This window comes from Haloprofundus marisrubri, assembly GCF_001469955.1.
Taxonomy (GTDB): Archaea; Halobacteriota; Halobacteria; order Halobacteriales; family Haloferacaceae; genus Haloprofundus; species Haloprofundus marisrubri.
This window is the reverse complement of the sequence record NZ_LOPU01000040.1, coordinates 70012-93025: the sequence shown is the minus strand read 5'-3', so window position 1 is coordinate 93025 and position 23014 is coordinate 70012. Positions and strand designations below refer to the sequence as shown.

Sequence of the window (23014 nt, the reverse complement as noted above, 5' to 3'; positions counted from 1 at the left end):
TGACTATCCGTTCGCCGGACGTGTACGGTATGTCATCGTTTCCCAGCGAGGAGTGGGTCGAATCGGCGGCCACGGCACTCGCCGCCGACGAGCAGTTCGCACGGGCCAGTCGCGCGTTCTCGACGACGATTCGATTCGATTTCGGCGAGACGGCGTGCGCGTTCGGCGTCGACGAAGGCGAACTCACCGTCTACGACGACCCCGAACTCGTCTCGTGGGCGTTCGCGCTCCGCGCACCCGAGACGGTGTGGCAGCAGATGCTCTCGGAGACGCCGCCAGCGCCGTACCACGACCTGCTGGGGGCGTGGCTCCGCGGCGACCTCGTACTGGAGGGCGACCTGAAGACCGCGATACAACACCTCAGGGCGCTGAAGCGGACGCTCGAGGTGTTCCGGGAGGTCGACGATGAGTGACAACAACGGTGACGGTGACGGTGCGGCGACCCCCGACGAGTTCGATCACGGCGACCACGAACCAATCGAGGCCCGGTACGTCTGGTTGGAGTTCGACGGCGAGAAGTACCGAACCTACTACGAGGTCGCCGGCGACGGTGACGTGCCGTTGGTCTGTCTACACACCGCGGGCGCGGACTCCCGACAGTTTCGCCACCTCCTGAACGACCCGGACGTGCTGGAGCAGTACACCGTCTACGCGTTCGACATGCCGTGGCACGGCCAGACGCTCCCGCCGACGACGAGCGACTGGTGGACCGAGGACTACCGACTGAAGACCGACTTCTACGCCGGATTCGTCGCCACGTTCGTCCGAACGCTCGGCCTCGACTCGCCCGCCGTCGTCGGCTGTTCGATGGGCGGCGCTATCGTACTCGAACTCGCCCGGAACTACGCCGACGACGTTCGTGCGGTCGTCGGGTTGGAGTCGACTGCACACGCACCGACGCGGGATATCGGCTACCTCGACCACCCGCACGTGAATCAGGAAGTCGTCCGTCCCGAGTGGGTGTACGGCCTCCAAGCGCCGCAGAGCCCCGAGCGACTGAAACGGGAGTCGTGGTGGCTCTACAGTCAGGGCGGCGACGGCGTCTACACCGGCGACCTGCATTTCTACGCCGAGGACTGGGACGCGCGCGGGACGTTAGACGAGATAGACACCGACGACGTGGGCGTCTATCTGCTCACCGGCGAGTACGACTACTCGGCGGCACCGGAGGATACGCGCCGCGTCGCCGACGAAATAGACGGTGCGCAGTTCGAGGAGATGACCGAACTCGGCCACTTCCCGATGGTCGAGAATCCAACTCGATTAAAAGAGTATTTGGAACCGATACTGGAACAAATCGCTGCGGACTGAGCGTCGTAGTGGCCGCTGTTACAGTTTCGGAACGTCCTGCTCGTCGAGCCACGCGTCGATAGCTTCGCGACCCTCCTCGCCGACGTCGTCGTACGGCGGCCGCGGCGAACCGACGTCGACGCCCGAGAGACGCGTCGCGGTCTTGCAGACGGCGGTGAGTCCGGTCGACACCTCGTCCGGGGGGAACGTCCCGAAACTGCGCTGGGCGGCGACGGCCGACTCTACGTCGCCGGACTGGTAGGCATCGTAGACGCGCATCGCGGGCACCGTCGCCGGCGCGGGGATGACCGCGCCCGACCCGCCGGCCTGCAACGTCGAAAGGAGAACGTCCATAGTCGTGAACACCTCCGCGTGGCCTTCGTGGTGGATGCGTTCGAGGAGCCAGCCGACTTTCTGCCAGTCCCGCGAACTCTCCTTGACGTAGTCGACGCCGTCGATGCGGGCGACGTCGCGCATCGTTTCTTTGGCCATATCGACCGTGACAGCGGGGTTGTTGTAGACGAGAATCGGGAGCTCCGTCTCCTCGGCGATGGCCTCGTAGTAGCGGACGATAGCGTCGTGACTCGGCGGCATTCCCCACGGCGGCATGGCGAGCAGGCCGTCGACGCCCTCTTCCTCGGCGTGCGAGACGAGGTCGGAGACGACCGACTGGGCAGGATACGAGACGCCCGCGAGGACGGGAACTTCGCCGTCGACGGCGGCGACGGTTTCGCTAATCAGCGTCTTCCGTTCATCGGGCGCGAGTGCGGCGGTCTCTTGGACACCGGTTCCGGAGGCGACGACGGCGTGACAGCCACACTCCATCGTGAACGCGACGCTGTCGGCGACTCGGTCGGGCGCGAGGTTCCCTTGGTCGTTTATCGGCGTTACCACTGGCGCGACGACACCCGTGATTGGACTCGTCATAGTTGTCTCGTACGAACGATTACGGATGGAGGGTAAAAATCTATCTCCGTGTTATCTATCGTCGGGGAAAACCTACGTCCGAGTCATCTGTCGTCCGACGGAACGCTATCTCCGAGTCATCTGTCGTTCGACGAACTCGTAGGCGCGAGTCATGTCGGCGTCGCCACCCTGTTGGGCCCGCGCGTAGCCGACCAGATTGCGGACGACGCCGCCGAGCAGTGCGGAGGCGTCGTTCGCCTCCGCGAACTCCTGAAACAGACGGATGTCTTTCTCCATCAGTTCGAGCGAGAAACCCATGTCGTACGCCTCTGGCAGCACGTACTCGGGGAACTTCTGCTCCGTGGCGCTGTTGCGCCCGCTGCCGGCGCTGAACACGTCGACGAGCGTCTCGCCGTCGAGTCCGGCCGAGCGACCGAGTGCGACCGCCTCGGAGGTCGCCAGAAAGCCCGCAAACGAGAGATAGTTGTTCAGTAGTTTCACTGCGTGGCCGTGACCCGGTTGGTCGCCGACGTGGAACACGTCCGAGGCGAACGACTCGAAAATCGGGAGAGTGGCCTCGTACACTGCCTCGTCGCCGCCGACCATCACCGAGAGCGTTCCGGCTTCCGCACCCGAAGGCCCTCCACTGACCGGCGCACCGAGAACGTCGACGTCGTGGTCGGCGAGGAGTTCCGCGACGCGGCCTGTCGTCGACGGCGTCGAGGTAGAGAGGTCGACGAGAACCGACCCGGAGTCGAACGCCGTCGCAGTCTCTTCGACGACGGCTTCGACGATGTCCGGGGTCGGCAGCGAGAGAAAGACCACGTCGACACCGGCGACGGCGTCGGCGGCGGTCTCTGCCGGTGTCGCTCCGTCGGCCGCCAGTCGGTCGACGGCGCTGCGGTCGAGGTCGAAGACGGTCACGTCGTGGTCTGTGAGGAGATGTTCAGTTATCGGGCCGCCCATCTGGCCGAGTCCGATGACTCCAACGGCTACCATACGTCGATTACCCTCACCGGACCGTCTTAACTCCACGCCCCGCGGAGGCTGTCGCCCGTAGTCGGCCCGCGGGTGATTCAACGCTTCCGGTGCGGCAGGCCGTGATACGAAGATTCAATATCCGACACGTGACAACGTGTATCACTGCACATGAGCGATTACCGTAGCGAAACGCTTCGCGAGGCGACGGGTAGCGGACGATGGACAACGAGGAAACAGCGAACGGCGAACCGACGACGGGCGGAGGAGTGACTATGTCGGAAACCGTCGGCGTCGTCGGATTAGGAAACATCGGCGGTCGAATCGCCGAGGTACTGGCCGAAGCGTACGATATCGTCGTCTTCGACATCGACCCGGCACGGGTCGAAGCGCTCGAACAACAGGGCGCGACAGCGGCCGATTCGGGAGCTGACGTCGGAGAACGGGCCGATATCGTCTTCCTCTCGTTGCCGAGCGATGGTGCGTTACACGCGGCGACGCTGGGTGAGGATGGTGTCCTGAGCGGGATGGCGTCGGGGGACGTACTCGTCGATACGAGCACCGTCTCTCCGGGGGCGTCCGAACGCGTCGCCGACGCTTGCGAGGCCGCCGACGTCGAATTCCTCGACGCGCCCGTCAGCGGCGGCGCACGCAACGCCGAGAAGGGGACGCTCACCGTTCTCGTCGGCGGGTCCGACGAAACGGTCGAACGCGTCCGCCCCGTGTTGGAGACCATCAGCGAGACGATTCACCACGTCGGGCCGACGGGTGTCGGCGTGACGCTGAAAGTGGTGAACAACTACGTACTCGGCCTCAACCAGTTGGTGCTGTTCGAGGCGCTGTCGATGGCGCGAGCGGCCGGAGTCGACGACGAGACGTTCGCCGAGACGCTCGCGGACTCGTCGGGAGCGTCGTACGCGCTCGACCGGGATATGGAGCGGTTCGTCATCCCCGACGAGTACGACTCCGAGTTCACGCTATCACTGATGCGCAAAGACGTCTCGTTGGCCGAGTCGTTCGCCGCCGACAACGACGTTCCGCTGCTCTTGGGCGGCGGCAGCGGTCTCTACCGCGTCGGTGAAGCGATGGGGTACGGTGAGTTGGACGCCTCGGCCGTCGTGAAACTGTACGAGGCGCTCGGATCGGAGCCATGAGCGACGAAAACGAGAATCGGTGGGTCGACCTTTCACAGCCGTTCTCAGAGGAGATGCCGCATCCGCCGGCGGTTCCAGCGCCGACGTTCGAGACGATACGGGATGTCGCCGAAGACCGAATCAACGTCCAGCGATACACGGCGGCGACCCACCTCGGGACCCACGTCGACGCCCCGCGACATTTCGTAGAGGGCGGCGCGACGATAGACGAGTTGTCGCTCGACCGGTTCGCCGGCGAAGGTGTCGTCCTCGACGTCTCGGTCGACGACGCCCGAGAGATAACCGTCAATGACGTCGAAGCGGCGGACGGCGACGTTCGAGAGGGCGATATCGTCGTGCTGTACACCGGATGGCAGGAGAAGTTCGGGACGCCGACGTACGTCTCACATCCGTGGCTCTCGGTCGACCTCGCGGAGTGGTTGGTCGAACGGGGCGTGAAGATGATTGCGATGGATACGCTGACGCCGGATATTCCACCGCCGGAGCGACCGGAGGGATGGATGGAGTTCCCCGTTCATCGAACACTGTTGGGCGAAGGCGTGCTCGTCGCAGAGAATCTGACGAACCTCGACGTGCTTGTCGGTAAACGACTCGAACTGCAAGGCTTCCCCGTCAAGATTCGAGACGGTGACGGTGCACCGGTTCGGTTCGTCGCGCGGGTGTAATCGAACTAATCGTTGATTGCAACGACAGAGACGACGCTAGAGACTCAGAGCCAGTCGTCGGGCAACTCGTCGCCGTGGTTGGCCATCAACTCCAGTAACGGCCGAATCTCCTCGAACTGTGGGCCTTTCGTGACACTGTTCGTCTCCTGATCCCACTCGATGAATCCCGCTTCCTCTAGTTTGGGAAGGTGGACGTGGCGCATTTGGAGCAGTAGCTCTTCTGGGTCTTCGTCGTCCGGGGCCGCGTCGTCGGGAATCTGCGTCTCGTCGTCGTCCTGTGGGTTGTGGTCCAGCAGCGCAACGAGCACTCGCCGGCGATACCTGTTCGCCAGGATATCCAGCATCGTATCCATCGCCGGCGCTGCCGACTGTGACTCCCTCGTCATCACGGCCCCTCTTGCTTTCGGTCTGTGGGTCCGTCCGGGGGCTCGGGAGGCTCGGACGCGCCGGGCGCCGCGAACTGTGCCGCCAATGACTCCACTGGTATCGGGCCGTCGTGGGAGAGTGGGTGAATCAGGATGCGTCGGTCGGTCTGCTGACTCAGGACACCGGGCATTTCCGAGAGTTCGTTGTCTTCGGCCGTGAGGAGTGACCGCTCGGACTGCGTTGATTCACCCGACCTGTCCACGGGTTCGTCAATAGCCATGGGCTCCGTAGACAGTGTCCGGACGAAAGGCCTGTTAAGAAAATGTTCGTCTCGCAGCAGTGCCAGACCGAATTATCTAGCATTCGGCCCACGTACCATCGTCATCGTTGTCCGTTATCGAACACCACGTTCAGGAGGCCGCGTTCCGCGCCACGGATGTGATTCGTGAACGTAGACGGCGAGATGCCGAGGGCATCGGCGAGGTCTTTGCCCGTCTGAACGCGGGGTGATTCGAAGTAGCCGCTCCGGTAGGCCAACTGGAGAACCTCTTGCTGGCGTGGCGTGAGTCGATCCAGCACCGCGGTCTGGGACACCACACCCTTCTCGGGGGACTGCGTCCGCGTTCGGCGCGACAGGAGTTCGATATCGGGCACGGTCTGCTCGATGTCCTCGATAACCTCGCGGACATCGGCGGCCGACGGGAGGTCGACGACGATAGTCGCGGCCGCCGCACCGATCGTGAGCGAGCGTACTCTTGCGTCGTGTTCGAGCAGGTACGACGCCAGAATCGGATCGGTGAGGTGGGCCTTGAACAGGCCTCTCTCTTCGCGGTCGGCGAGGTAGACCAGTTCCCGGACCGCGAGGACGTCCTCACTGGCAGCCATCAGGGCCTCGGGCGTGGTCCCCGTCGTGGTGAAGAACACCGTTGGCGTGTCGTCCGAGCCTGGCACCAGCCCTTCGAACGCGATTTCAGCACCCGTGGCTTGGGCGAGGCGACGCAGCGGCGACGTCATCGCCGTCGTTCGAAGTGTGAGTTCGGTCACGCTGTCCATCCGGTTGGTCACGCTGCGTTCGGCGGCGTGAATCGCGTGGGCGATCGTCCGGCCGAGTTCCGCGAGCACGTCCAGATCACCGTGTTGCTGGGCTGGCGTCGTCCCATAACCACGAGTACACCGTAGACGGACTCTTCGTAGGTGAGAGGAATGCTGAAACACGAGCGCGCCCCGTGTCTCAGCGCGAATTCCCGCCACGGACTGGCTCGTGCGTCGGTGGCGACGTCTTCGATGACCTGCAGCTCGCGGGTCCGAATCGCAGTCACGAAGGGGTCCGAAGCGAGTCCCTGGTCGTCGGTCCGAGTCGAGAGTGTTTCGACGGTGCTGGCGCGGTCGTAGTCATGGGAGAATTTCGCTGAGCGCGGCCAAAAGCATTCTGTCGATGGAACCGGAATCTGTGACTGACCGAGCCAGCTATCGGCACTGGAAGCCCGAAAGTTTGACTCGAAAATCGATGTACCAGACGCTCTCGAACCTCGACGTAAACTATCTGATCCCGAAACGTATCCACGGTGACGGGCGAGAGGCTATCCAGACGATGAACGAAAATGGACAGGAGGTTGCCGTTGAATCGGTATCTGTTCACGTCGAGCAAGGCTCGCACGCGGTGCAGTTTCTCGGTAGATAAGGAGTCGGACCATCCGCAAAAACGAATACGGAGCAGGATGCCGCTCAGGAGACTCATCATCAAGTGGTTCAGCTCGAACTGCACTCTCTGCGATACTCGACGGGACAGAGCCACCTGCTTTCAACCGTTCGGTAATTTCGATATCCGCACTGTAGGCATCGGTCATCCGACGGGCCCGATCTGAAAACGGGTCCAGCAAGTCCGGCATCTCAATCGCCTTGTGCTAATGTTGTAGATTGAGGGTTGCGTCGAAATCAGGGTAGAAATTGTCGACTAACAGCAATCGTCAGTATCGCAAGCATCGCCATAGTCGACGCCGATCTCCTCGGTGATCGCATCGTTGCAGCGCAGCAGCAATGAGTTAAATTCGAGCTGGCTTGATTTCTGTTGGGCGTTTCGAAGCTCCTCGCCGAGTTCCTCGGCGGCCGCCAATACCTCTTGGTCATCGGTGTTCAACAGCACCCACCTCCCGTCGACTGAGCGAACTCCATACCGATCGGCTCGCTGATTACGTCGTTGGTCTTCTGGAGCAACTCGACTAGTGCCGACTGGGCTTCCCTGTGCTGCTTAATCGTCTCGTTTTCCGAGAGTTCTGTCTGGATCTCTTGGAGCTCAGCCATGAGTTCTTGATCGAAGTTCTGTTGCATCTGTCGCTGCTTCTGTCGGTACTCATCGAGCAGCTCCATCGCTTCGGGGTCGCTTTCGAGCTGCGTGTTGGCCTCAATGAACTGTTGATAAGTCTCGCTGTCCGCAACGGCATCGATGAAGGTTTGAAGTTTCTCTTCGACGGCGTCCTCTGCGTTCTGGACGGATTCGGAGTCGTTCATTGTTGTGGCACCTCTGTGACCTGCTCGTCGAGTGCACCCAGTCCGGTCACCTCGTCGCCGAACGCGCTGAGTTCGTTGAGACCGATTGGCTCGTCCTGTCGGAGCGGCGCGAGCATCATCGGCGTCTCGAAGCGGTCCTTGATCTCGCCGAGATACTGCTGTTGTTGGGCCCGACGGTTGGCGAAGAAGGCGTTGTCACCGTACTCCTCGGGTAGGAGATAGTTGGCGACGACGAAGGCGGTCTCGATGCCGACCTGATCTTTCAGGTCCTCGGCCGCCCGGTGAGCTTCCATCATCGGCGTGTATTCGGGGTACATGACGAAGGCGAACGAGCTTTTGTCGGGATTCTGCATTATCTCGATGACGTTATCGTACTGGTCGCCCTTCGCGGGAGCCGCACCCTTCGTCAGCGAGCCGAGATCCATGAACCCCTTCCAATCGGATGGGAGTTCGAGCAGTCGCAGGGTGTGACCGGTCGGCGCAGTATCAAAGACGACGATATCGTAGCCGTCCTCCTCGAAGTAGGCTACGAACTTTTCGAGGGCTGCCATCTCCTCGGCACACGGCGACTCCAATTCTTCCTCAACGCTGGCGATGGCCGCGTCGACATCAATCTCGGAGTCTTCCTTGTTCTCGTACATCTCAGTGACGTGATCGAGGACCTGCTGACGGTACTCTTCGAGGGCCTTCTCCTGGTCGATGCGGGCTGCATCGAGATTGACCTGGCTCACCGAGGTCGGTTCGTGGCCGACGGGCTCGCCGAAGATGTCTTCGAGATGGGCCGCGGGGTCGGTCGTCACGACAAGCGTCTCGTACCCCGCTTCGGCGAGTTTGGTTGCTGACGTCGCGGCGATAGTGCTCTTGCCGACGCCGCCCTTCCCGGTGAAGAAAAGATAACGCGTTTCGCCGTCGACCGACTGGAGTTTCTCAGCGATGGCATCAGGATCGGCCAGCGAGTCGAAGTCGACCGACTCTTCTTCTTCAACGTTGGTTGCCGAGCCGACGTCGACGGTCGCGTCGTCACCGTCGTAGAGGACGCCACCGACATCTGCCAAGAGGTCGAGACCGGCGATCTCGCCGGGTTGGAGCGGATAGGTTGCCATCGCGTCGGCATCAAGTTCGGATTTAGCGCGCTCGATGACCGCCTGTTCGTCCTCGCGTTTCCCCTCGAAGAAGGGGTCCTCACAGACCGATTCGGGTAGGTAGCCGTTGATGATCAACAGCTGTGACTTGACGCCGAGTTCGCCGAGGTCCGATGCACTTCGCTGGATCTCATCGACCGAGGAGTCCTCTGGCTTGCCGACGAAGGCAAACGAGGTTTTCTCGCTGTCCTGGAGCGTGTCGATGGCGCGTTCGTAGTCCTTCTTGCGCTCTTCCATCGAGGCGGCAGGGCCGATACAGGTAGAGCCACCCTTTTCGAGTTCGGCGTTCCAGTCGGAGGGGAGTTCCATCAGCCGGATGGTGTGGCCCGTGGGTGCGGTATCGAAGACGACCACATCGTATTCGGGACTGTCCATGAAGTCGACGAAGTTGTCGAAGGCCGCGATCTCCTCGACACACGGGCTGTTGAGCTGTTCTTCGACGGCCTGAATCTGCTCGTCATCGAGCAACTCGCGCATCGGTTCGATGGTCTCCTGGCGGTACTCCTCGGCGGCCTCGTCGGGGTCGATTTCGATGGCCGAGAGGTTGTCGATGTCGTCGATCGCGGTGACTTCGTGGCCGATCTCCTCGCCGAAGATGTCCGAGAGGTTCGGTGCGGGGTCGGTCGTCACCAGCAGGGTGTTGTAATCGTTGTCGGCGAGCCACGTCGCGGTCGCACAGCTGACGGTACTCTTTCCGACGCCGCCTTTCCCGCTGAAAAAGACGAACTCAGTGTCTTCGCTGCTCGGTTCGACGATCTCTCGGGCATCAGTTGTCGTTTGCGTTGTTGCCATTAATTAGGCCTCCTGAGGTTGGTTGCCGCGCAGTTCGGCTGCCAGCTCGTCGTAGGAGAGATACTCCTCTTTGGCGACGATATCTCCGTCGACGGTCGTGATCGGGAGGATTTCGGGGCCGTTTGCTTCGACGAGATCGTAGATCTCCTCGGTGTTGAGGAACTCGTCGATGTTGTGTTGCATATTTGCACGCGAAATCTCGGCGCCCTCGAATTCGTCTTCGAGTTGGTCGAGTGCGGCACTCAGTTCGACGAGTTCGTCGTCGGGGTTCGGTCCACAGACACCTGTGGAACAACACATAGCTTCTTCGTAGAGTTGGATTCGAGTCATGGGTTTGTTGGATCGGTTGTCAAACGAGTCTCAGCTGGTCGGAACCGTCGACCGTGATTGAGAGTCGTCTTGTTCCGTACTCATTTGAGCAAAACATGAACTGCCTACTAAACGTTTCGATATTCTCTAAATCGAATATCGACCGGATTAGTTCCGTCGGGGTGCAGTCAAGTTGCTTGGTTCTATCCTGATAAGTGGTACTAGAGCATTTTACAGGCGATTTGGCCCATCCAGTCGCAGATATTCATGTACTCTACTACTCGATGTCGCCGGTCTCACCTCGATGGCTGCGTCGACTATGGCTTCTCTCACTGTAGATTGTAGACAATTAGGGCCAAATCAGATTAGTAAATACTAAATCGTTTTGCTGTAGGGTCAGCGATGACTGCAAAAGAGTTAATTTATCCATTGATCAATTGGCTGTATGTCAGCGAGCGACCGACTCCAACGGTATCTGAGCGACGAACGGGGGAGTTGTACGAGCGATGCGCTTCAGGAACGCCTCGAAGAACTCGAAGAGTTGGATGCAGCCGTCGGCGGCCCTGATCTCGAAGCGGATGTCGACTTGCTGTCCGCGCTATCCAACGAGACACGCTACAAGATCGTCCGAATCCTCCATACTGCCGATGAAGAACTGTGTGTCTGTGAGTTCGCTCCACTACTTGATGTGAGTGACAGTGCGATTAGCCACGCACTCTCCCAGCTCACTGAGGTCGGACTCCTCACACGACGAAAAGACGGGAAGTGGCGCAAATACAAAGCAACGAACCGAGCCACTGCAATACTGGTCGCGCTCGACGGCTCTCGATCCATCGTCCCATAAGTACTCGTAGTCCCCGCTTCGGGCTATTGAGACGCATATATTTCACACACAAGTTCTCAAGTCGTAGCAACGAACCGATTGTCCAGGCGAGACGATTCATCGGTTACCTCAGGATTCGTCTGTGTACAGAACGCAGGTCGCAGTCAGACGTCGACAGCCTCCGCCGAAGGCGAGCGTGACCGTCGTGGCCTCGAAGACAGTATTGAGATCATTATCGGTGGTACTCGCCCCGCCGACAGCGTCCACGACGGAGTCGTGGCGGTCATGCGGGATCATGATATCGATCGCTCGGATTGAGCCTCACGGGAAGTCTCGACCGATGAGCTCGAATCGTGTGATGTCGTCGCTACGGTGGGCTGTTCGACACTCGAAGTTGATGCTGAGGACGTCGACGTTTGTGATTGGACACTGGAGGATTCAGACGGTTAAGGTCTCGCTCAGGTCCGTACGATCCGGGATAATATCGAACAGCGAGTCACAGACTTGTTCGACGAACTCGACACGACCGGTTTACAGTAAATCTAGAATCCGATGGAACGGTAACCGGATGATAGAGGGTTTTTGTCGGTACAACACCGCCTTTTAGACCACTTCTTTGAGAGAGGAATTGAGACACACACCAAAACTTATCCTCCAAAGTTGTGATGGTCACACGCCCCCTATTTTTGTATATCATCTTGCAGTTTATGACCAAAATAGAGGTCAATGGCGATTGAATTGGTGTTCACACAGACTCTCACGGTCTGTTGGTACCCAAAATATATACGCTAACTGTCTGAATACTCGTATTAGCCGAAAATGCCCGTCTCAGAACGTGACGTCACCGCAGCGAGGTTGCTACCTCGAAATCCGACCGGCCAGCGTCCAAAAGAGGTACACAGCCGTGGATGAAGCACTCAGCGCGCCGAAACACGAGCCGAAAGCAGTCGACGACGTCTCGTGGACGCTTCTAGACCTCGATGAACTCGTCGACGCCTACTGGGGAGTCGTCGCCCCGTTGTTGGAGATGGAGGGCGTAAACCCCCGGGGTGAGAGACCTACCCATCAGTGGCTTCGAGACCACGACCTCAGGCCGTTGTTGTACACGCTCCGCGAACATCACGACAAGACGTTCGCGCAGTTCTGGACCGAGGATTTGGGTCTCGAAACGGCGACTACTGGATACGAATGGGCGACGAACGACGAACGAACACTCGAGGCTGTCGAGTCGTTTCTCTCATCGCGCCGAAAACGGAAAGGACTCGCAGAGTCGTCCATCGAGACGCTTCGGTACCGATTGAACCGGTATGTCGAGGCGTACAGCGCCGAAAACGAGACGGATGACTTGGTGACTCCCATCGCCCGCGAGAGTGAGACTCCCGCGTACAAGGCAGTAGACGCTTGTTGGGCGGCGTTCGACCGACTCCACGCCGAACTCGACAGCTCGCAGACGAAGCGTCGGATTCACCTCGCCGTCTCGAACTGGTACGCGCACCTCATCCGCCGAAAATGGGCGAAAGTGAACCCGGCCGACGGACTCAACGACGAGTTCGACTGGTCTCGTTCGGAGGAGGGAGACCGTGCGGATACGCCGTGTCTGTCGAGCGAACACGTGAACGCACTCTACCGCGCTGCCGACGACCACGAAGAACGTTTGCTCGTGCTCGCACTCTGTGCGTGGGGACTCCGGCCGAACGAAGTCGCTCGGTTGCACGTCGAGCAGTTTGTCTTCGACGTTCCCGACGAGGACGTCCCGTACATCGACTTTCGAGAGCGAAAGAACGGTCCCGGGGAGGTATCGATGTTGTACGGCCACGAAGAACTCGACCGTCGTCTCGCGGATGGGGTCGACGATGAAAACTGGAACGGCTATCTGTTTCCCTCTCCGCACGCTTCTCGCAGACACGTCTCTCGCTGGACGGTCTGGAATCGGTTCACGGACCTGGCCGAACGCGCAGCGTTGCCCGACGAAATCGACGGCGTGTCACCTGCGCCGAAGATGGGGCGACGGTTCTGGTACGACGCGTACTCCGCGTCACTGGACGTGGTGCTCGGAAGTCTCGACGAAATCGCTGCCGAACAGGGGAGTTCGAGCGCCGAAGTCGTTCTCCAAAACTATCTCTCTGAGGCCCGGGCACGCCACCTTCGACGCGAGTACATGCGCGAACAGTTGGCTGAGGCGTTCGAGACTACCGGCGTGTGACACAGGTTCGACGAAGAATATCCGTGCACTGAGTTGAGCACATCCAACAGGGCCACTCGCATCATTCATCGACAGGATTCATTCGATTCATTCAATGAGTGTGTACAGTATCGGCGTTCATGTGGTGGGTTCGTTAGCTACGTTCAAAGGATGTATTCAGCAATTAGGTTCAGTAGTTGTGTTCATTATATGTATTCATGAACGACATCCACCACATACAACACCTACAGCCGAGAAGTGTTCTCAAGGGGTGACGACTAACACCTCAGTCAGCTTGTTCATCAAGTTTGTTCACAGAATATATTCAGCATCTGTATTCAGTGAGTTTGTTCACTTTCTAGAAGACTCTTATCAGGGCTTTGAGCTCATAGTAAGCCGATATACGGTGAAGTGTTATCATAAAATATTCGCGGCGTTGTCCTCGTAGACAGTGTAAAGACGGTCCGTTTATGACATGTTCAATGTTATTGTTCATAAGTTGTGTTCAGCGAATGTGTTCACTACAATCAGCAATGACATTCACTCATTAGTGTGTCTGACGTACTTTCAAGAGGGGTGACGCTCATGACGAGTACATGTTAGCGTACTCGACGTACAGCGAGGCTGGCGGGGTGGGCAAGACTACCACCGCTGCGAACCTGGCAGTCGCGCACGCACGCGCGGGACTCAAACCATTAGTCGTTCCACTCGACCCTCAAGACGGCGACCTCTCTCGACTGTTCGGTGTCGACAACCAGCGAACCGAGTCGGTCGACAATCTCGTTCGACACATGATTCGCCGCCCGAAAGGTGAGTTCGATGATCTGATTCAGACCGTCGAAGGTGTCGACATCGTTCCCGAGCACAACATGCTCTCGGACCTCTCGGAGTACCTCCAGCGAGAGAAGGACCAATCCGAGGCGATGGGCGAAGCGTTCGGTGTCCACGCACAGCTGCTCCGCGTACTCCGTGAGGCGAACGTTCCCGACGAGTACGACGTCCTCATCTGCGACCCTCCGGCGACGGAGGGCCCGCATCTCTACAATGCGATTCACGCCACCCGGTCGCTCGTCATCCCGGTCGAACCGAGCGCGAAGGGTCGGGCAGCGGTCGAAGGACTAGAAGCGCTCGTCGCTGGTTTCGAAGAACAGCTCGACATCGACGTCGGTGTACTCGCCGCCGTACCGGTCGCGTTCAAAGATACCCGCGACCAGCGCACCGTACTCGACGAAATCGACTACGCGATACCGGAGATTATCGGTGAACGGGCGTCGTTGATGGAAGGCTGTTGGATGCAACAGTGTTCGGCGTTCACCTACGTCCGCGAACACCGCGACCGGCATCGGAAGTACGAACTGGAGACGCTCGCCCAATTCGACCGACTAGCACGGAATCTGGAGGGAACAGTGGGCATCGAAGCGCCGAACCCACCTGAACCGGGTGACCTCTCCCACGGGGTGGCGCTGCCATGACGGGGATGAAAGAAGGCGCCGGCGAAGACCCCTTCGCAGAGGACGTCGAATCCGAAGAACCGTCCGATAAATCATCGGGTGCTATATCGACTGAGTCGGCCGAAGTCGAAGAGGAGACAGCGGAGACAAAACAGAGTCAACAGACACAACAGCAGACGATACAGATTCCGTATAAATTTCGCCGTGACGGCGTCCAAGACGGGCGAAACCGTGTTCCTCTCTTCCTCCAACCGGAGACGAAAAACGCAGAACGTGATGCGCTCCGTGAGATGGAAGAACGGTTCAACGATGACGTCTCTCTAACCGACCTACGTGAGGCGCTGATGCGAGTCGGACTCGAACATCTCGACGAAGCAGAAACGCATCTCGAAGAGTGGGGCTACGGGATGACGTTCGACGATTAGCATCAGGAGGCGAACTCCAGTAGAACGGACGTTAGGTAGCCTGTTCGACGCACCCGAACTACTTTGAGTTGCGGAAGCAAACACAGAGTGTGAGTTTCGATGACATCTTCTCGTCTACTCGCCGCCGTGAGCTACTTCTGGCGGTTGGGTCCGGTTCTCTTCTCGCCTCTGCAGGCTGTTCGTCGATCGGAACGGGCGCGGAACCAGCAATCGGCGCACCGGAGGAGTGTCTCTTAGACGAGCAACTGAACCTCCGGATTTCGGGTCTCGATGCAGGTACAGAAGTCTCGCTTCGAGCAGCCTATCGCCCCAGCAGTGACGCACCTCTGTTTCGGTTTTCGTCGCGTGGCCAGTTCGAGTCATATGCGACGTTCGAGGCCGACGAGAACGGAGCCGTCGACGTGACCGAGATGGCTCCAGTCGGGGGGACGTACGACGGCGTTCGGCCGATGGGACTTATCTGGTCGATGCGGCCGCGTGAACACATCTCAGAGGCCAATCGAGCCCCGGAGCTCGACGAACCGTCCGAGAGCGGAATCGTAGAGACCGTCGTGACTGCGTTCGTTGACGGTGACCAGGTCGCGTCGACGCGAATCCGTCGTCGCGCCGACTCACCCGGAATCGAACAAGTAGAGCCGCCGACAGACATCGTCGGACGGTGTTACCTTCCAGAGTCCGACGGCCCTCACCCGGGAGTACTGGTCCTACACGGAGGCGGGGATGGGACGTGGATGGACCGGGAGGGAAAGCAACTCGCTTCGCATGGATTCGCGGCGTTCGTGCTCCGCTACACCGGTCCGTACGGTCCGATTCCGACGAAACCTCGGCGGGTTCCGTTAGAGTACTTCGATAGCGCAATCGAGTGGTTTACCGGGTTACGTGCGGTCTCCAGCGACGCTATCGGGACGATAGGGTGGTCGCTCGGCGGCCAGTTGTCGCTTCTTCTGGGCGCACGTCGCGACGATGTCGGGGCAGTCGTCTGTTACAACGGACCCAGCTACGTCATGGGGTTCGACAGCTTCGGAACCTCGCCGTGGTCTGTCGACGGAGAACCAGTGCCGTACATCGAAGTCGAGTTCGATGCGGGACAACAACGGACGACAGACGGTCAACAGGCGCTACACACGACGCCGGCCCACGAAACCGCGCTGGCAGCAGCCGACGAGAAGACACGGGAGAGGACCAAGATTTCGGTCGAACGTATTTCAGGTCCAGTGCTGTACGTCGCAGGCGGCGACGACGCTGTTCTTCCCGCAGCGCAGTCCGGACGGGAAGTCGTTGAGCGGCTTGACTCACACGACCATCCGTATGACTACAAGATGCTCGTTTACGAGAACGCAGGTCACTCAGTGAGGTTCCCTTACGCACCGACGCAGCATCGGATAGTGTTGGGCGACCGGGCGCTAGGCGGAACAGCGTCGGGAATCGCCCGGGCAGAAGCGAACTCGTGGCCGACCGTACTCTCGTACCTTCAAGACGGACTCGAGTGAGCTAACCCCCTCCACCTGTTCCGGAGTTATCTGCCGCTATAGCGCTTCTTTCTGTTGTATCGGCTGATTAGGTTTGCTACGGAAGAAGCGGTCTGTTCGATGGAAAATATCTCGTTGACTGTGAAAGATTTCACCGAGATATTAAAATTTTCGTTCCAGCGACCTACGGGGGAGACACCCCATCGTTTCCGAAGCTATCGGGCCGAACTCGTATCTCGGGGGAGCTGGCTCGACGAGACTTCGGACTCCACCGTTTCCGAAGCTAATCCGCTCCTCCGTAGGTTGAAAGAGAAGCGAAGTGATAACCTCCAGTAGTGTCTAACACACCACTGTTTCCGAAGCTTCGAGACCGGCAAAACGGATGGACGGGGACGTCGAAACGGGCGGTCAGTAGTCGGAGATATCCGACTGGAGGACGTTGTTCTGGTTGGCGTTCGCTTCGATGGATTCGGCAATCTCTTCGAACCGAGAGATGGAGAGTAACACGTTCAGTACGGCGTCGAGTGGAACGTTGAGTTCGTACTCGTGATATCGTCCGGCCGAGAGCCCCTCGTTGCGCTCGTAGACGTTGATGAGGCCAAGCATGTTCAGGTCCGAAAGATGGTCACGGACGCGTCGGCCGCTTACGCTGTCGGCGTCGAGTTGGTTGCAGATACTGACGTACTGCTCGTAGAGGTCACGAGAGCGAACCGGGACCTCGTCGCGTGCTTCGTGGTGGGCGAGCGCACAGAGGACGACGTGCCCCTGGGTGGTGAGTTCCTGCATCCCCTCGTACAGCTGATTTTTCTCGAGTTCGTCCTGTGCACCACGGACGTGGTCGGCAGTCACCGTAGCGATATCCTCCGCTTGGGCGAGTTCACCGGCCTCCCGAAGGAGACGTATCGCCTGCCGAGCAGAGCCGGTGTCCTGTGCGGAGAGCGCCGCACACAGCGGGACGACGTCGCTTTCGAGCACACCATCGTGGAACGCTTTCGTCGCGCGCGGTTGGAGAATCGAGCGGAGTTGGTTCGCGTCGTACGGCGGGAACAGTATCTCCTTTTCGGCCAGCGTGTCTTTGACTTTCGGAGAGAGCCCTTCCCTGAATTGGAAGTCGTTGCTGATGCCGACGATGACCGGTTGGACGTCCTCGACGTAGCCGTTCGAGCGAGCACGGGGGAGACCGTAGAGGATATCGTCGGAATCACCGATGTTGTCGATCTCGTCGAGGACGATGACGACGGTGTCGCCGAAGGAGTCAAGTTCGTCGTAGAGGATGTCGAAGACGCGTTGCTGGGAGTAGCCTGTTGTACTGATGCGGTCTTTTCCTTTCTCCAAACGGAGTTCGTTCACGAGCGAGACTGCGACCTGATACGACGAAGAGAGGTTCTCGCAGCCGACCCACACCGTCGAAAGGTCGATATCGTCGTACTTCTCGGCGTCGTGTTCGAGATGTGAGAGCATGAACTTCGTCGCAACTGTCTTTCCCGTTCCCGTCTTCCCGTACAGAAAGATGTTCGATGTCGGCCGGTTGTCGATTATCGGCTGCAGTGCTCGCTGGTACTTTGCGAGTTCCTTGTCTCGCTCGCGGATATCTTCCGGCTCGTACGAATCGTCCAACGGTTCGGCGTCGGCAAACACGAGTCGGTCTCGCTCGAACATCCCCATGAGAAAATGACACATAGAGTAACACGATAAAACCACCGTTTCCGGAGCGTCCGGAGCCCGAGAATACTAATACTCGAGAGGCACCACCGTTTCCGGAGCACGATTTCTTTATATCACCCTCTCACTCCACTGTTTCCGAAGCTATCGTCTCAACAGGTACCCGGGGGGTCGAGACGAAGACTTCTAGTAGGGAAGGATTTAAGTTAGTAAGAGTAAAACCAAATCCGTACTGCCGTAGACTCAAAACATAGAAGATATATAATTATTTGTCTGTCGACACTTTTGACACGACACTATCTCCCGTCTAACCGAGAACCGGCAATCGAGTCGGCTTCTTCGAGCGACACCCTCCCTTTCTCACGAAAAGCTCCGGAAATGGTGGAGTGAGGGTGTCCTCGACTCGAGTCTCTCCGGTAGCTCCGGAAACAGTGGTGTGTGGCCTTCGGTTTTGGTCTTCACGTCTTTTGTCTCTCACTCTTCACGTCTCTCGTTTCACTCCCACCTCGTTTGGACGAGTTCGCAGGAACCGTGGAGGCTACTCACACGCTTCGTGGCAAATCACTTCGGCGAAATGCTTAGTCGAGGGTTCACGTACCTACTAACGTGTCATCTCCGAACTTCGACGAATTCGACCACGAATCGCACATGCGAGAGGCGTTCGACCTCGCCCGCGAGGCCAGCGACCGCGGAGACCGACCGTTCGGAAGCGTGCTCGTCCACGACGACGAGGTTGTCGAGACCGATTCCAATCACGTCGTCACGGAGAACGACATCCGTCGTCATCCCGAACTTCACCTCGCCTACCGTGCGTGCCGTGACTACGACGCCGATGAACGCGCCGAGATGGTGATGTACACGAGCACGGAACCGTGCCCAATGTGCGCCGGGGGGATGCGGTCGGCAGGATTCGACCGTGTCGTCTACAGCGTCGGCGGTGACGAGATTGCGGAGTTCGTCGGAACCGAACCTTCCGTGCGTTCCGCCGAGATTCTCGACAGCACGAGCGAGGTTGTCGGTCCGGTGTTGAACGACGAAGGTCGAGAGATACATCGAGCGTTCGACTGGTGACCTCCGCTCTGCCGACATCCACAGTGACTGTTCGACGGTTACTCCGTTGACTCCGGTCACCCCGCCTGCCTGCCTCTCGGTCATCTTCCGACTGGAGATATATACCGCGCTGTCCACTGAGTCTATGAATGCGTTTAGTGCAACTGACGATACCGACCGACAGCCGAGAAGCAGTCGTCGGTATTCTCGACGCTCGGGAACTCGCGTTCACGATGACACAGGAGGTGTCACAACGCGAGTACGACCTCGTTATTTCGGTCCCCGTCGAAACCGACGCCGTCGAGGACCTCCTCGACGCCTTTCGGTCGGTCGGTGTCGAGCGAAACGGGTTTGCGGTCATCAGCGACGTCGAAGCCGTTCTCTCCGACGAACTCACCGACGAGAAAGAAGACGAGCCAAACAAGCAAAACGAGCGACTGATACAGACCGACCGAATCTCCCGTGACGAACTCCGCGCCCAAGCAGCCGAGATGGCAGCCGTGACGCCCAACTACGTCATTTTCACCGTCATCAGCGCCGTCGTCGCGGGTGCGGGTCTGTTGGCCGACAGCGCCGCCGTCGTCGTCGGGTCGATGGTGATTGCACCGCTTTTGGGCCCCGCTGTCGGGGCGAGCGTCGGGAGTATAGTCAACGACGACGACCTCTTTCGAACCGGTGTCAAAGCGCAGTTGCTCGGTCTCGGCCTTGCGGTCTTCAGCGCCACCCTATTCGCGTTCGCGGCGAAGTACACCGTGATGCCGAACACCGATATTCGGTCGTTGAGCGAGGTCGCCGCTCGCGTGAACCCCGGTGCGCTCTCGCTGGTTGTCGCACTTGGGTCCGGGGCGGCAGGCGCGCTTTCGCTTTCGGCGGGTGCGAGTGCGCCACTCGTCGGAGTCATGATTGCAGCAGCGCTCATCCCGCCGGCGGCGGCCGTCGGACTCGGCGTCGCCTATGCGGACTCTGTGTTAGTAATCAGCGCTGGGATTCTGGTACTCGTCAACGTACTCTCCATCAACTTCGCTAGTCTCGGCGTGTTGTGGGTGCGCGGTTACCGACCGGACCACTGGTTCGAACAGGAGACCGCCCGCCGAATCACGCTCCAACGTATCGGCGTCCTCGTCGTCGGCATCGCCGTACTCTCGTCGTTTCTCGTCGTTACGACGATTGACGTTCAGGAGAACGCGCAGTTCGAATCGTCAGTCGAACAAGCCGCTGCGGAAAGCGAACTCCAAGTTCTTTCAACGACCGTCGAGTACGAGACGGAACTGTTCTCGCGGACGCCGCGTCTCGTGGTCGTCCAAGCGGTGGCGGACGACGGGGCCGCAGATCAGTTGCGAGAGCGGATTCAGGCTCGAACTGCACTCGACGTACCGGTCGTAATCGTTCGAGAGGACGTCGAACGTTCGGGAACGGAAGCACCTGCTCTCGACCGGTCCCGACTTGACTCTGTACAACCTCCCCACGACTATCGACGTCTCCCTGCCGCACCCCGGCAACACCGGCCACCCAGCGTAGGTGGATTCGCTATCTGACGCTCCCCGAAGACGGGTGGCTTCCCCGTCTGACGCTCTCGGGAGACACCAGTCGTGCTTACCGTCGCCTGCACGTTTGCGTACCGTTTTCACAGACCGACACCTACAGAGACCATGAGCAGCAGCACGGATTCGTCTTCGTCCCGTCTCAAACGACCGCTTCTCTACGTGATGAGTCTCGCGTACGTGTTCGCAGGCGTGATGCATTTCGTCTCGCCGAAGATGTTCGCACGAATCGTCCCACCGCAGCTACCGCGTCCGGTGTTCTTGGTGTATCTCTCCGGCGTTGTCGAAATCGTTCTCGGAATCGGCGTTCTGTTTCGGCGGACACGACGTCTCTCGGCGTGGGGTCTGATTGGCCTGCTGCTCGCCGTCTTCCCGGCAAACGTCTACATGGCGACGAGCGGCCTCCTGCCCGATGCAGTTCCCGACGACGCCGAGCGCCTCGGCCAAGCCGCGCTTTGGGCCCGCCTCCCGCTGCAAGGCGTACTCGTCCTGTGGGCGTGGTGGTACACCCAAGACGACTGAACTCCACGTCGAACCCAGTGTCTCGCCGTCGAATGTATCTCATTCTCGAAACGACGATTCGTCTACTCGCCTCGTTCTCACGTCGTCGAGCACGAGCAGCTTAGTGTCTGTCGACCGTACAATCACTCATGCAAGCCGACGAAATCGACCCGCAAGCGAAGGCAGCGCTCGAACAGCGGGGCCGATTTCCACTCCCGCACAGCCGTCGTGGACTGAAACTGCTCCGTCTCGTCACCCGTCCGGCGATGTGGCTGCAGAACCGAAACCCACCGAGCGTCGGTGCGACCGTCGACCGAACGATTCCCGGTCCGGCAGGCGAACTTGACGCTCGCCTCTACCTTCCCGACACCGACGAACCGGTTCCGACGGTCGTGTTCTTTCACGGCGGCGGATTCGTTCTCGGCAGTATCGAGACGCTGGACTGGCTCTGCCGACATCTCACCCGCGAGAGTGGCTGTGCAGTCCTCTCGGTTGGCTACCGACTCGCCCCCGAACACCCGTTTCCCGCGGCAGTCGAGGATGCCTACGCCGCCGTCGAGTGGGCTGCCGAAAACCCAGATGCGCTCGGCGGAGTGGACGAACTCGCCGTCGCCGGCGACTCCGCTGGTGGAAACCTCGCTGCCGTCGCAGCGCTGATGGCCGCCGAACGCGACGGTCCGGAACTCGCTCACCAACTGCTCATCTACCCTGCTGTCGGTATCGACAACGACCAGCAATCCGTTCGAGAGAACACCGGAATCGTCCTCAGTGAGGCCGACATGGAGTGGTTCGGCGACTGTTACTACGTCACCGATATCCACAGACGAAACGCGTATGCCGACCCGACGAACGCCGCCGACGTCTCCGGTGTCGCCCCAGCGACAGTCGTCACCGCCGGGTTCGACCCACTCCGAGACGGCGGGAAAGCCTATGCCGAGCAACTCGTCGGCGACGGTGTTTCCACGCGCTACGAGAACTACGAGTCGATGGTTCACGGGTTCATGACGATGCGTGACGTCGACCGAACCCACGAGGCCATCGAGGACGTCGCCCACGACCTCGCGGATGCGCTCGGTGAGCAGTGAGACGGTGTGTCTGCCGCAGGATTCCCTGCTGACGACTACTGGTTTTTCTGCATGGCGTCGGCGTCGACGACCCGGCCGAGAAACAGGACAGTGTCCGTCGGCCGGTCCCGGATGCAGAACAGGAACGGTCGGTCGAATCGTAGTTCGCCCCACTCCGGGGGTTCAACTACTTCAGGCGGTAAGAATCCGATAACATGCTCTTTGCGACACACCTCCTCGCTGCAGCGGTGCTCGCAAGAGTTCGACGGTTGCCGGTCTTTGCCGTGGTTCTCGGGGCAGCACTCCCGGACCTCATCGACAAGCCACTGGCGACGTCCGGGGTCGTGGAGATGTTCCACACGGTCGGGCACACGGCGCTCTTGTTCCCACTCGCGCTCGCAGTCGCGTTGACCGGCCGTCACGGGGTGGCGATTGCTGTGGGCTGGGCGCTCCACCTGTTCATGGACGCACTCCATATCGTCATCAACGGTCGGCCGACCGACGCGCTGTTTCTGTTCTGGCCACTGGTCGTGCCACCGACCCCGCTGGCGATTCCGCCCGGTGAGTTCTTCTGGTACTACCTCTGGAGCCCTTCGTTCTTCCTCGAAGTCGCTATCTGGACCGTGGTGGGAGTCACAACAGCCAAACACCTCCACGCGACGTGGGCGGACCACTGAAACGAACGACGGATACCGGAAGTTCGTCGTTCCCTCAGTGAAGGTCGCCCTCGGGCGAA

Annotated in this window: 25 protein-coding genes and 2 pseudogenes; 15 read left to right on the top strand and 12 right to left on the bottom strand. The window is 59.7% G+C overall.

From position 1 onward, the window contains the following. Nucleotides 1–29 precede the first annotated feature (29 nt). Both AUR64_RS19135 and AUR64_RS19130 read left to right on the top strand, forming a co-directional pair. On the top strand, nucleotides 30–413 hold the full coding sequence (locus tag AUR64_RS19135) for a hypothetical protein (RefSeq protein WP_058583576.1): 384 nt from the start codon (nucleotides 30–32) through the stop codon (nucleotides 411–413). After that, the gene (locus AUR64_RS19130; RefSeq protein ID WP_058583575.1) at nucleotides 406–1311 is read left to right on the top strand and encodes an alpha/beta fold hydrolase; all 906 of its coding nucleotides are present in this window, start codon (nucleotides 406–408) and stop codon (nucleotides 1309–1311) included. The genes AUR64_RS19135 and AUR64_RS19130 overlap by 8 nt, the downstream gene beginning before the upstream one ends. 18 nt (nucleotides 1312–1329) lie before the next feature. On the opposite strand, the gene AUR64_RS19125 is transcribed toward AUR64_RS19130, so the two are convergent. Beyond that, nucleotides 1330–2217, bottom strand: a complete 888-nt coding sequence (locus tag AUR64_RS19125; RefSeq protein WP_058583574.1) for a dihydrodipicolinate synthase family protein — start codon at nucleotides 2215–2217, stop codon at nucleotides 1330–1332. 105 nt (nucleotides 2218–2322) lie between these two features. After that, on the bottom strand, nucleotides 2323–3195 hold the full coding sequence (locus tag AUR64_RS19120; RefSeq protein ID WP_058583573.1) for an NAD(P)-dependent oxidoreductase: 873 nt from the start codon (nucleotides 3193–3195) through the stop codon (nucleotides 2323–2325). A gap of 254 nt (nucleotides 3196–3449) precedes the next feature. Here AUR64_RS19120 and AUR64_RS19115 point away from each other — a divergent pair, with 254 nt between their 5' ends. Continuing rightward, nucleotides 3450–4328, top strand: coding sequence for an NAD(P)-dependent oxidoreductase (locus AUR64_RS19115; RefSeq protein ID WP_071391330.1), 879 nt, complete (start codon nucleotides 3450–3452; stop codon nucleotides 4326–4328). After that, a complete protein-coding gene (locus AUR64_RS19110; protein WP_058583571.1) occupies nucleotides 4325–4993 on the top strand; it encodes a cyclase family protein in 669 nt (222 codons plus the stop codon). The genes AUR64_RS19115 and AUR64_RS19110 overlap by 4 nt, the downstream gene beginning before the upstream one ends. 44 nt (nucleotides 4994–5037) lie before the next feature. On the opposite strand, the gene AUR64_RS19105 is transcribed toward AUR64_RS19110, so the two are convergent. The 8 genes from AUR64_RS19105 to arsD form a co-directional block, all read right to left on the bottom strand. Beyond that, nucleotides 5038–5379 carry a DUF7344 domain-containing protein gene (locus AUR64_RS19105; RefSeq protein WP_205628434.1) on the bottom strand — a complete coding sequence of 114 codons (342 nt, stop codon included), beginning with the start codon at nucleotides 5377–5379 and terminating at the stop codon, nucleotides 5038–5040. Next, the gene (locus AUR64_RS19100) at nucleotides 5379–5639 is read right to left on the bottom strand and encodes a hypothetical protein (RefSeq protein WP_058583569.1); all 261 of its coding nucleotides are present in this window, start codon (nucleotides 5637–5639) and stop codon (nucleotides 5379–5381) included. The genes AUR64_RS19105 and AUR64_RS19100 overlap by 1 nt, the downstream gene beginning before the upstream one ends. 101 nt (nucleotides 5640–5740) lie before the next feature. Continuing rightward, nucleotides 5741–6481: a bacterio-opsin activator domain-containing protein gene (locus tag AUR64_RS19095; protein ID WP_058583568.1), complete on the bottom strand. Its 741-nt coding sequence runs from the start codon at nucleotides 6479–6481 to the stop codon at nucleotides 5741–5743. Further along, a complete protein-coding gene (locus AUR64_RS21410) occupies nucleotides 6421–6807 on the bottom strand; it encodes a GAF domain-containing protein (protein ID WP_082230870.1) in 387 nt (128 codons plus the stop codon). Before AUR64_RS21410 ends, AUR64_RS19095 begins: the two co-directional genes overlap by 61 nt. A 506-nt stretch (nucleotides 6808–7313) precedes the next feature. Continuing rightward, on the bottom strand, nucleotides 7314–7502 hold the full coding sequence (gene hcsS, locus AUR64_RS19085; protein ID WP_058583566.1) for a halo-CC-star protein HcsS: 189 nt from the start codon (nucleotides 7500–7502) through the stop codon (nucleotides 7314–7316). Then, on the bottom strand, nucleotides 7493–7867 hold the full coding sequence (hcsL, locus tag AUR64_RS19080) for a halo-CC-star protein HcsL (RefSeq protein WP_058583565.1): 375 nt from the start codon (nucleotides 7865–7867) through the stop codon (nucleotides 7493–7495). The genes hcsS and hcsL overlap by 10 nt, the downstream gene beginning before the upstream one ends. Continuing rightward, a complete protein-coding gene (arsA, locus tag AUR64_RS19075) occupies nucleotides 7864–9801 on the bottom strand; it encodes an arsenical pump-driving ATPase (protein ID WP_058583564.1) in 1938 nt (645 codons plus the stop codon). The genes hcsL and arsA overlap by 4 nt, the downstream gene beginning before the upstream one ends. Nucleotides 9802–9804: 3 nt before the next feature. After that, nucleotides 9805–10131, bottom strand: a complete 327-nt coding sequence (gene arsD, locus AUR64_RS19070) for an arsenite efflux transporter metallochaperone ArsD (protein ID WP_058583563.1) — start codon at nucleotides 10129–10131, stop codon at nucleotides 9805–9807. Nucleotides 10132–10555: 424 nt separating this feature from the next. Between arsD and AUR64_RS19065 the strand changes: the two genes are divergently transcribed. The 6 genes and pseudogenes from AUR64_RS19065 to AUR64_RS19045 all read left to right on the top strand — a co-directional run bounded on the left by AUR64_RS19065 (nucleotide 10556) and on the right by AUR64_RS19045 (nucleotide 16481). Then, the gene (locus AUR64_RS19065; protein ID WP_058583562.1) at nucleotides 10556–10954 is read left to right on the top strand and encodes an ArsR/SmtB family transcription factor; all 399 of its coding nucleotides are present in this window, start codon (nucleotides 10556–10558) and stop codon (nucleotides 10952–10954) included. A 78-nt stretch (nucleotides 10955–11032) separates the two neighbouring features. After that, a pseudogene (locus AUR64_RS20210) lies at nucleotides 11033–11473 on the top strand (arsenate reductase/protein-tyrosine-phosphatase family protein). Nucleotides 11474–11837: 364 nt separating this feature from the next. Then, nucleotides 11838–13136 (top strand): tyrosine-type recombinase/integrase, encoded by a 1299-nt coding sequence (locus AUR64_RS19060; RefSeq protein WP_058583561.1) that lies wholly within the window; start codon nucleotides 11838–11840, stop codon nucleotides 13134–13136. Nucleotides 13137–13711: 575 nt separating this feature from the next. After that, nucleotides 13712–14587 (top strand): ParA family protein, encoded by an 876-nt coding sequence (locus AUR64_RS19055; protein ID WP_058583560.1) that lies wholly within the window; start codon nucleotides 13712–13714, stop codon nucleotides 14585–14587. Beyond that, the gene (locus AUR64_RS19050; protein WP_058583559.1) at nucleotides 14584–14991 is read left to right on the top strand and encodes a hypothetical protein; all 408 of its coding nucleotides are present in this window, start codon (nucleotides 14584–14586) and stop codon (nucleotides 14989–14991) included. Before AUR64_RS19055 ends, AUR64_RS19050 begins: the two co-directional genes overlap by 4 nt. 89 nt (nucleotides 14992–15080) lie before the next feature. Then, nucleotides 15081–16481: an acyl-CoA thioester hydrolase/BAAT C-terminal domain-containing protein gene (locus AUR64_RS19045; RefSeq protein WP_058583558.1), complete on the top strand. Its 1401-nt coding sequence runs from the start codon at nucleotides 15081–15083 to the stop codon at nucleotides 16479–16481. 387 nt (nucleotides 16482–16868) lie between these two features. Here the strand turns inward: AUR64_RS19045 and AUR64_RS19040 are convergent, their stop codons facing one another. Continuing rightward, a complete protein-coding gene (locus AUR64_RS19040; protein ID WP_058583557.1) occupies nucleotides 16869–18125 on the bottom strand; it encodes an orc1/cdc6 family replication initiation protein in 1257 nt (418 codons plus the stop codon). A 603-nt stretch (nucleotides 18126–18728) separates the two neighbouring features. Here AUR64_RS19040 and AUR64_RS19035 point away from each other — a divergent pair. The 4 genes from AUR64_RS19035 (at nucleotide 18729) to AUR64_RS19020 (ending at nucleotide 22299) form a co-directional block, all read left to right on the top strand. Then, entirely contained in the window at nucleotides 18729–19193 is a 465-nt protein-coding gene (locus AUR64_RS19035) for a nucleoside deaminase (protein WP_276203548.1), read from the top strand. Nucleotides 19194–19321: 128 nt separating this feature from the next. Beyond that, the gene (locus AUR64_RS19030; RefSeq protein WP_082230868.1) at nucleotides 19322–20707 is read left to right on the top strand and encodes a TIGR00341 family protein; all 1386 of its coding nucleotides are present in this window, start codon (nucleotides 19322–19324) and stop codon (nucleotides 20705–20707) included. A 114-nt stretch (nucleotides 20708–20821) separates the two neighbouring features. Next, the gene (locus AUR64_RS19025) at nucleotides 20822–21235 is read left to right on the top strand and encodes a DoxX family protein (protein ID WP_058583555.1); all 414 of its coding nucleotides are present in this window, start codon (nucleotides 20822–20824) and stop codon (nucleotides 21233–21235) included. Nucleotides 21236–21363: 128 nt separating this feature from the next. After that, nucleotides 21364–22299: an alpha/beta hydrolase gene (locus tag AUR64_RS19020; RefSeq protein WP_058583554.1), complete on the top strand. Its 936-nt coding sequence runs from the start codon at nucleotides 21364–21366 to the stop codon at nucleotides 22297–22299. A 35-nt stretch (nucleotides 22300–22334) separates the two neighbouring features. On the opposite strand, the pseudogene AUR64_RS20695 reads toward AUR64_RS19020, so the two are convergent. Then, nucleotides 22335–22460, bottom strand: a pseudogene (locus tag AUR64_RS20695) (serpin family protein); the annotation flags it as partial. 33 nt (nucleotides 22461–22493) lie between these two features. Between AUR64_RS20695 and AUR64_RS19015 the strand changes: the two are divergent. Next, nucleotides 22494–22955 carry a hypothetical protein gene (locus AUR64_RS19015; RefSeq protein ID WP_058583553.1) on the top strand — a complete coding sequence of 154 codons (462 nt, stop codon included), beginning with the start codon at nucleotides 22494–22496 and terminating at the stop codon, nucleotides 22953–22955. Nucleotides 22956–23014 lie beyond the last annotated feature (59 nt).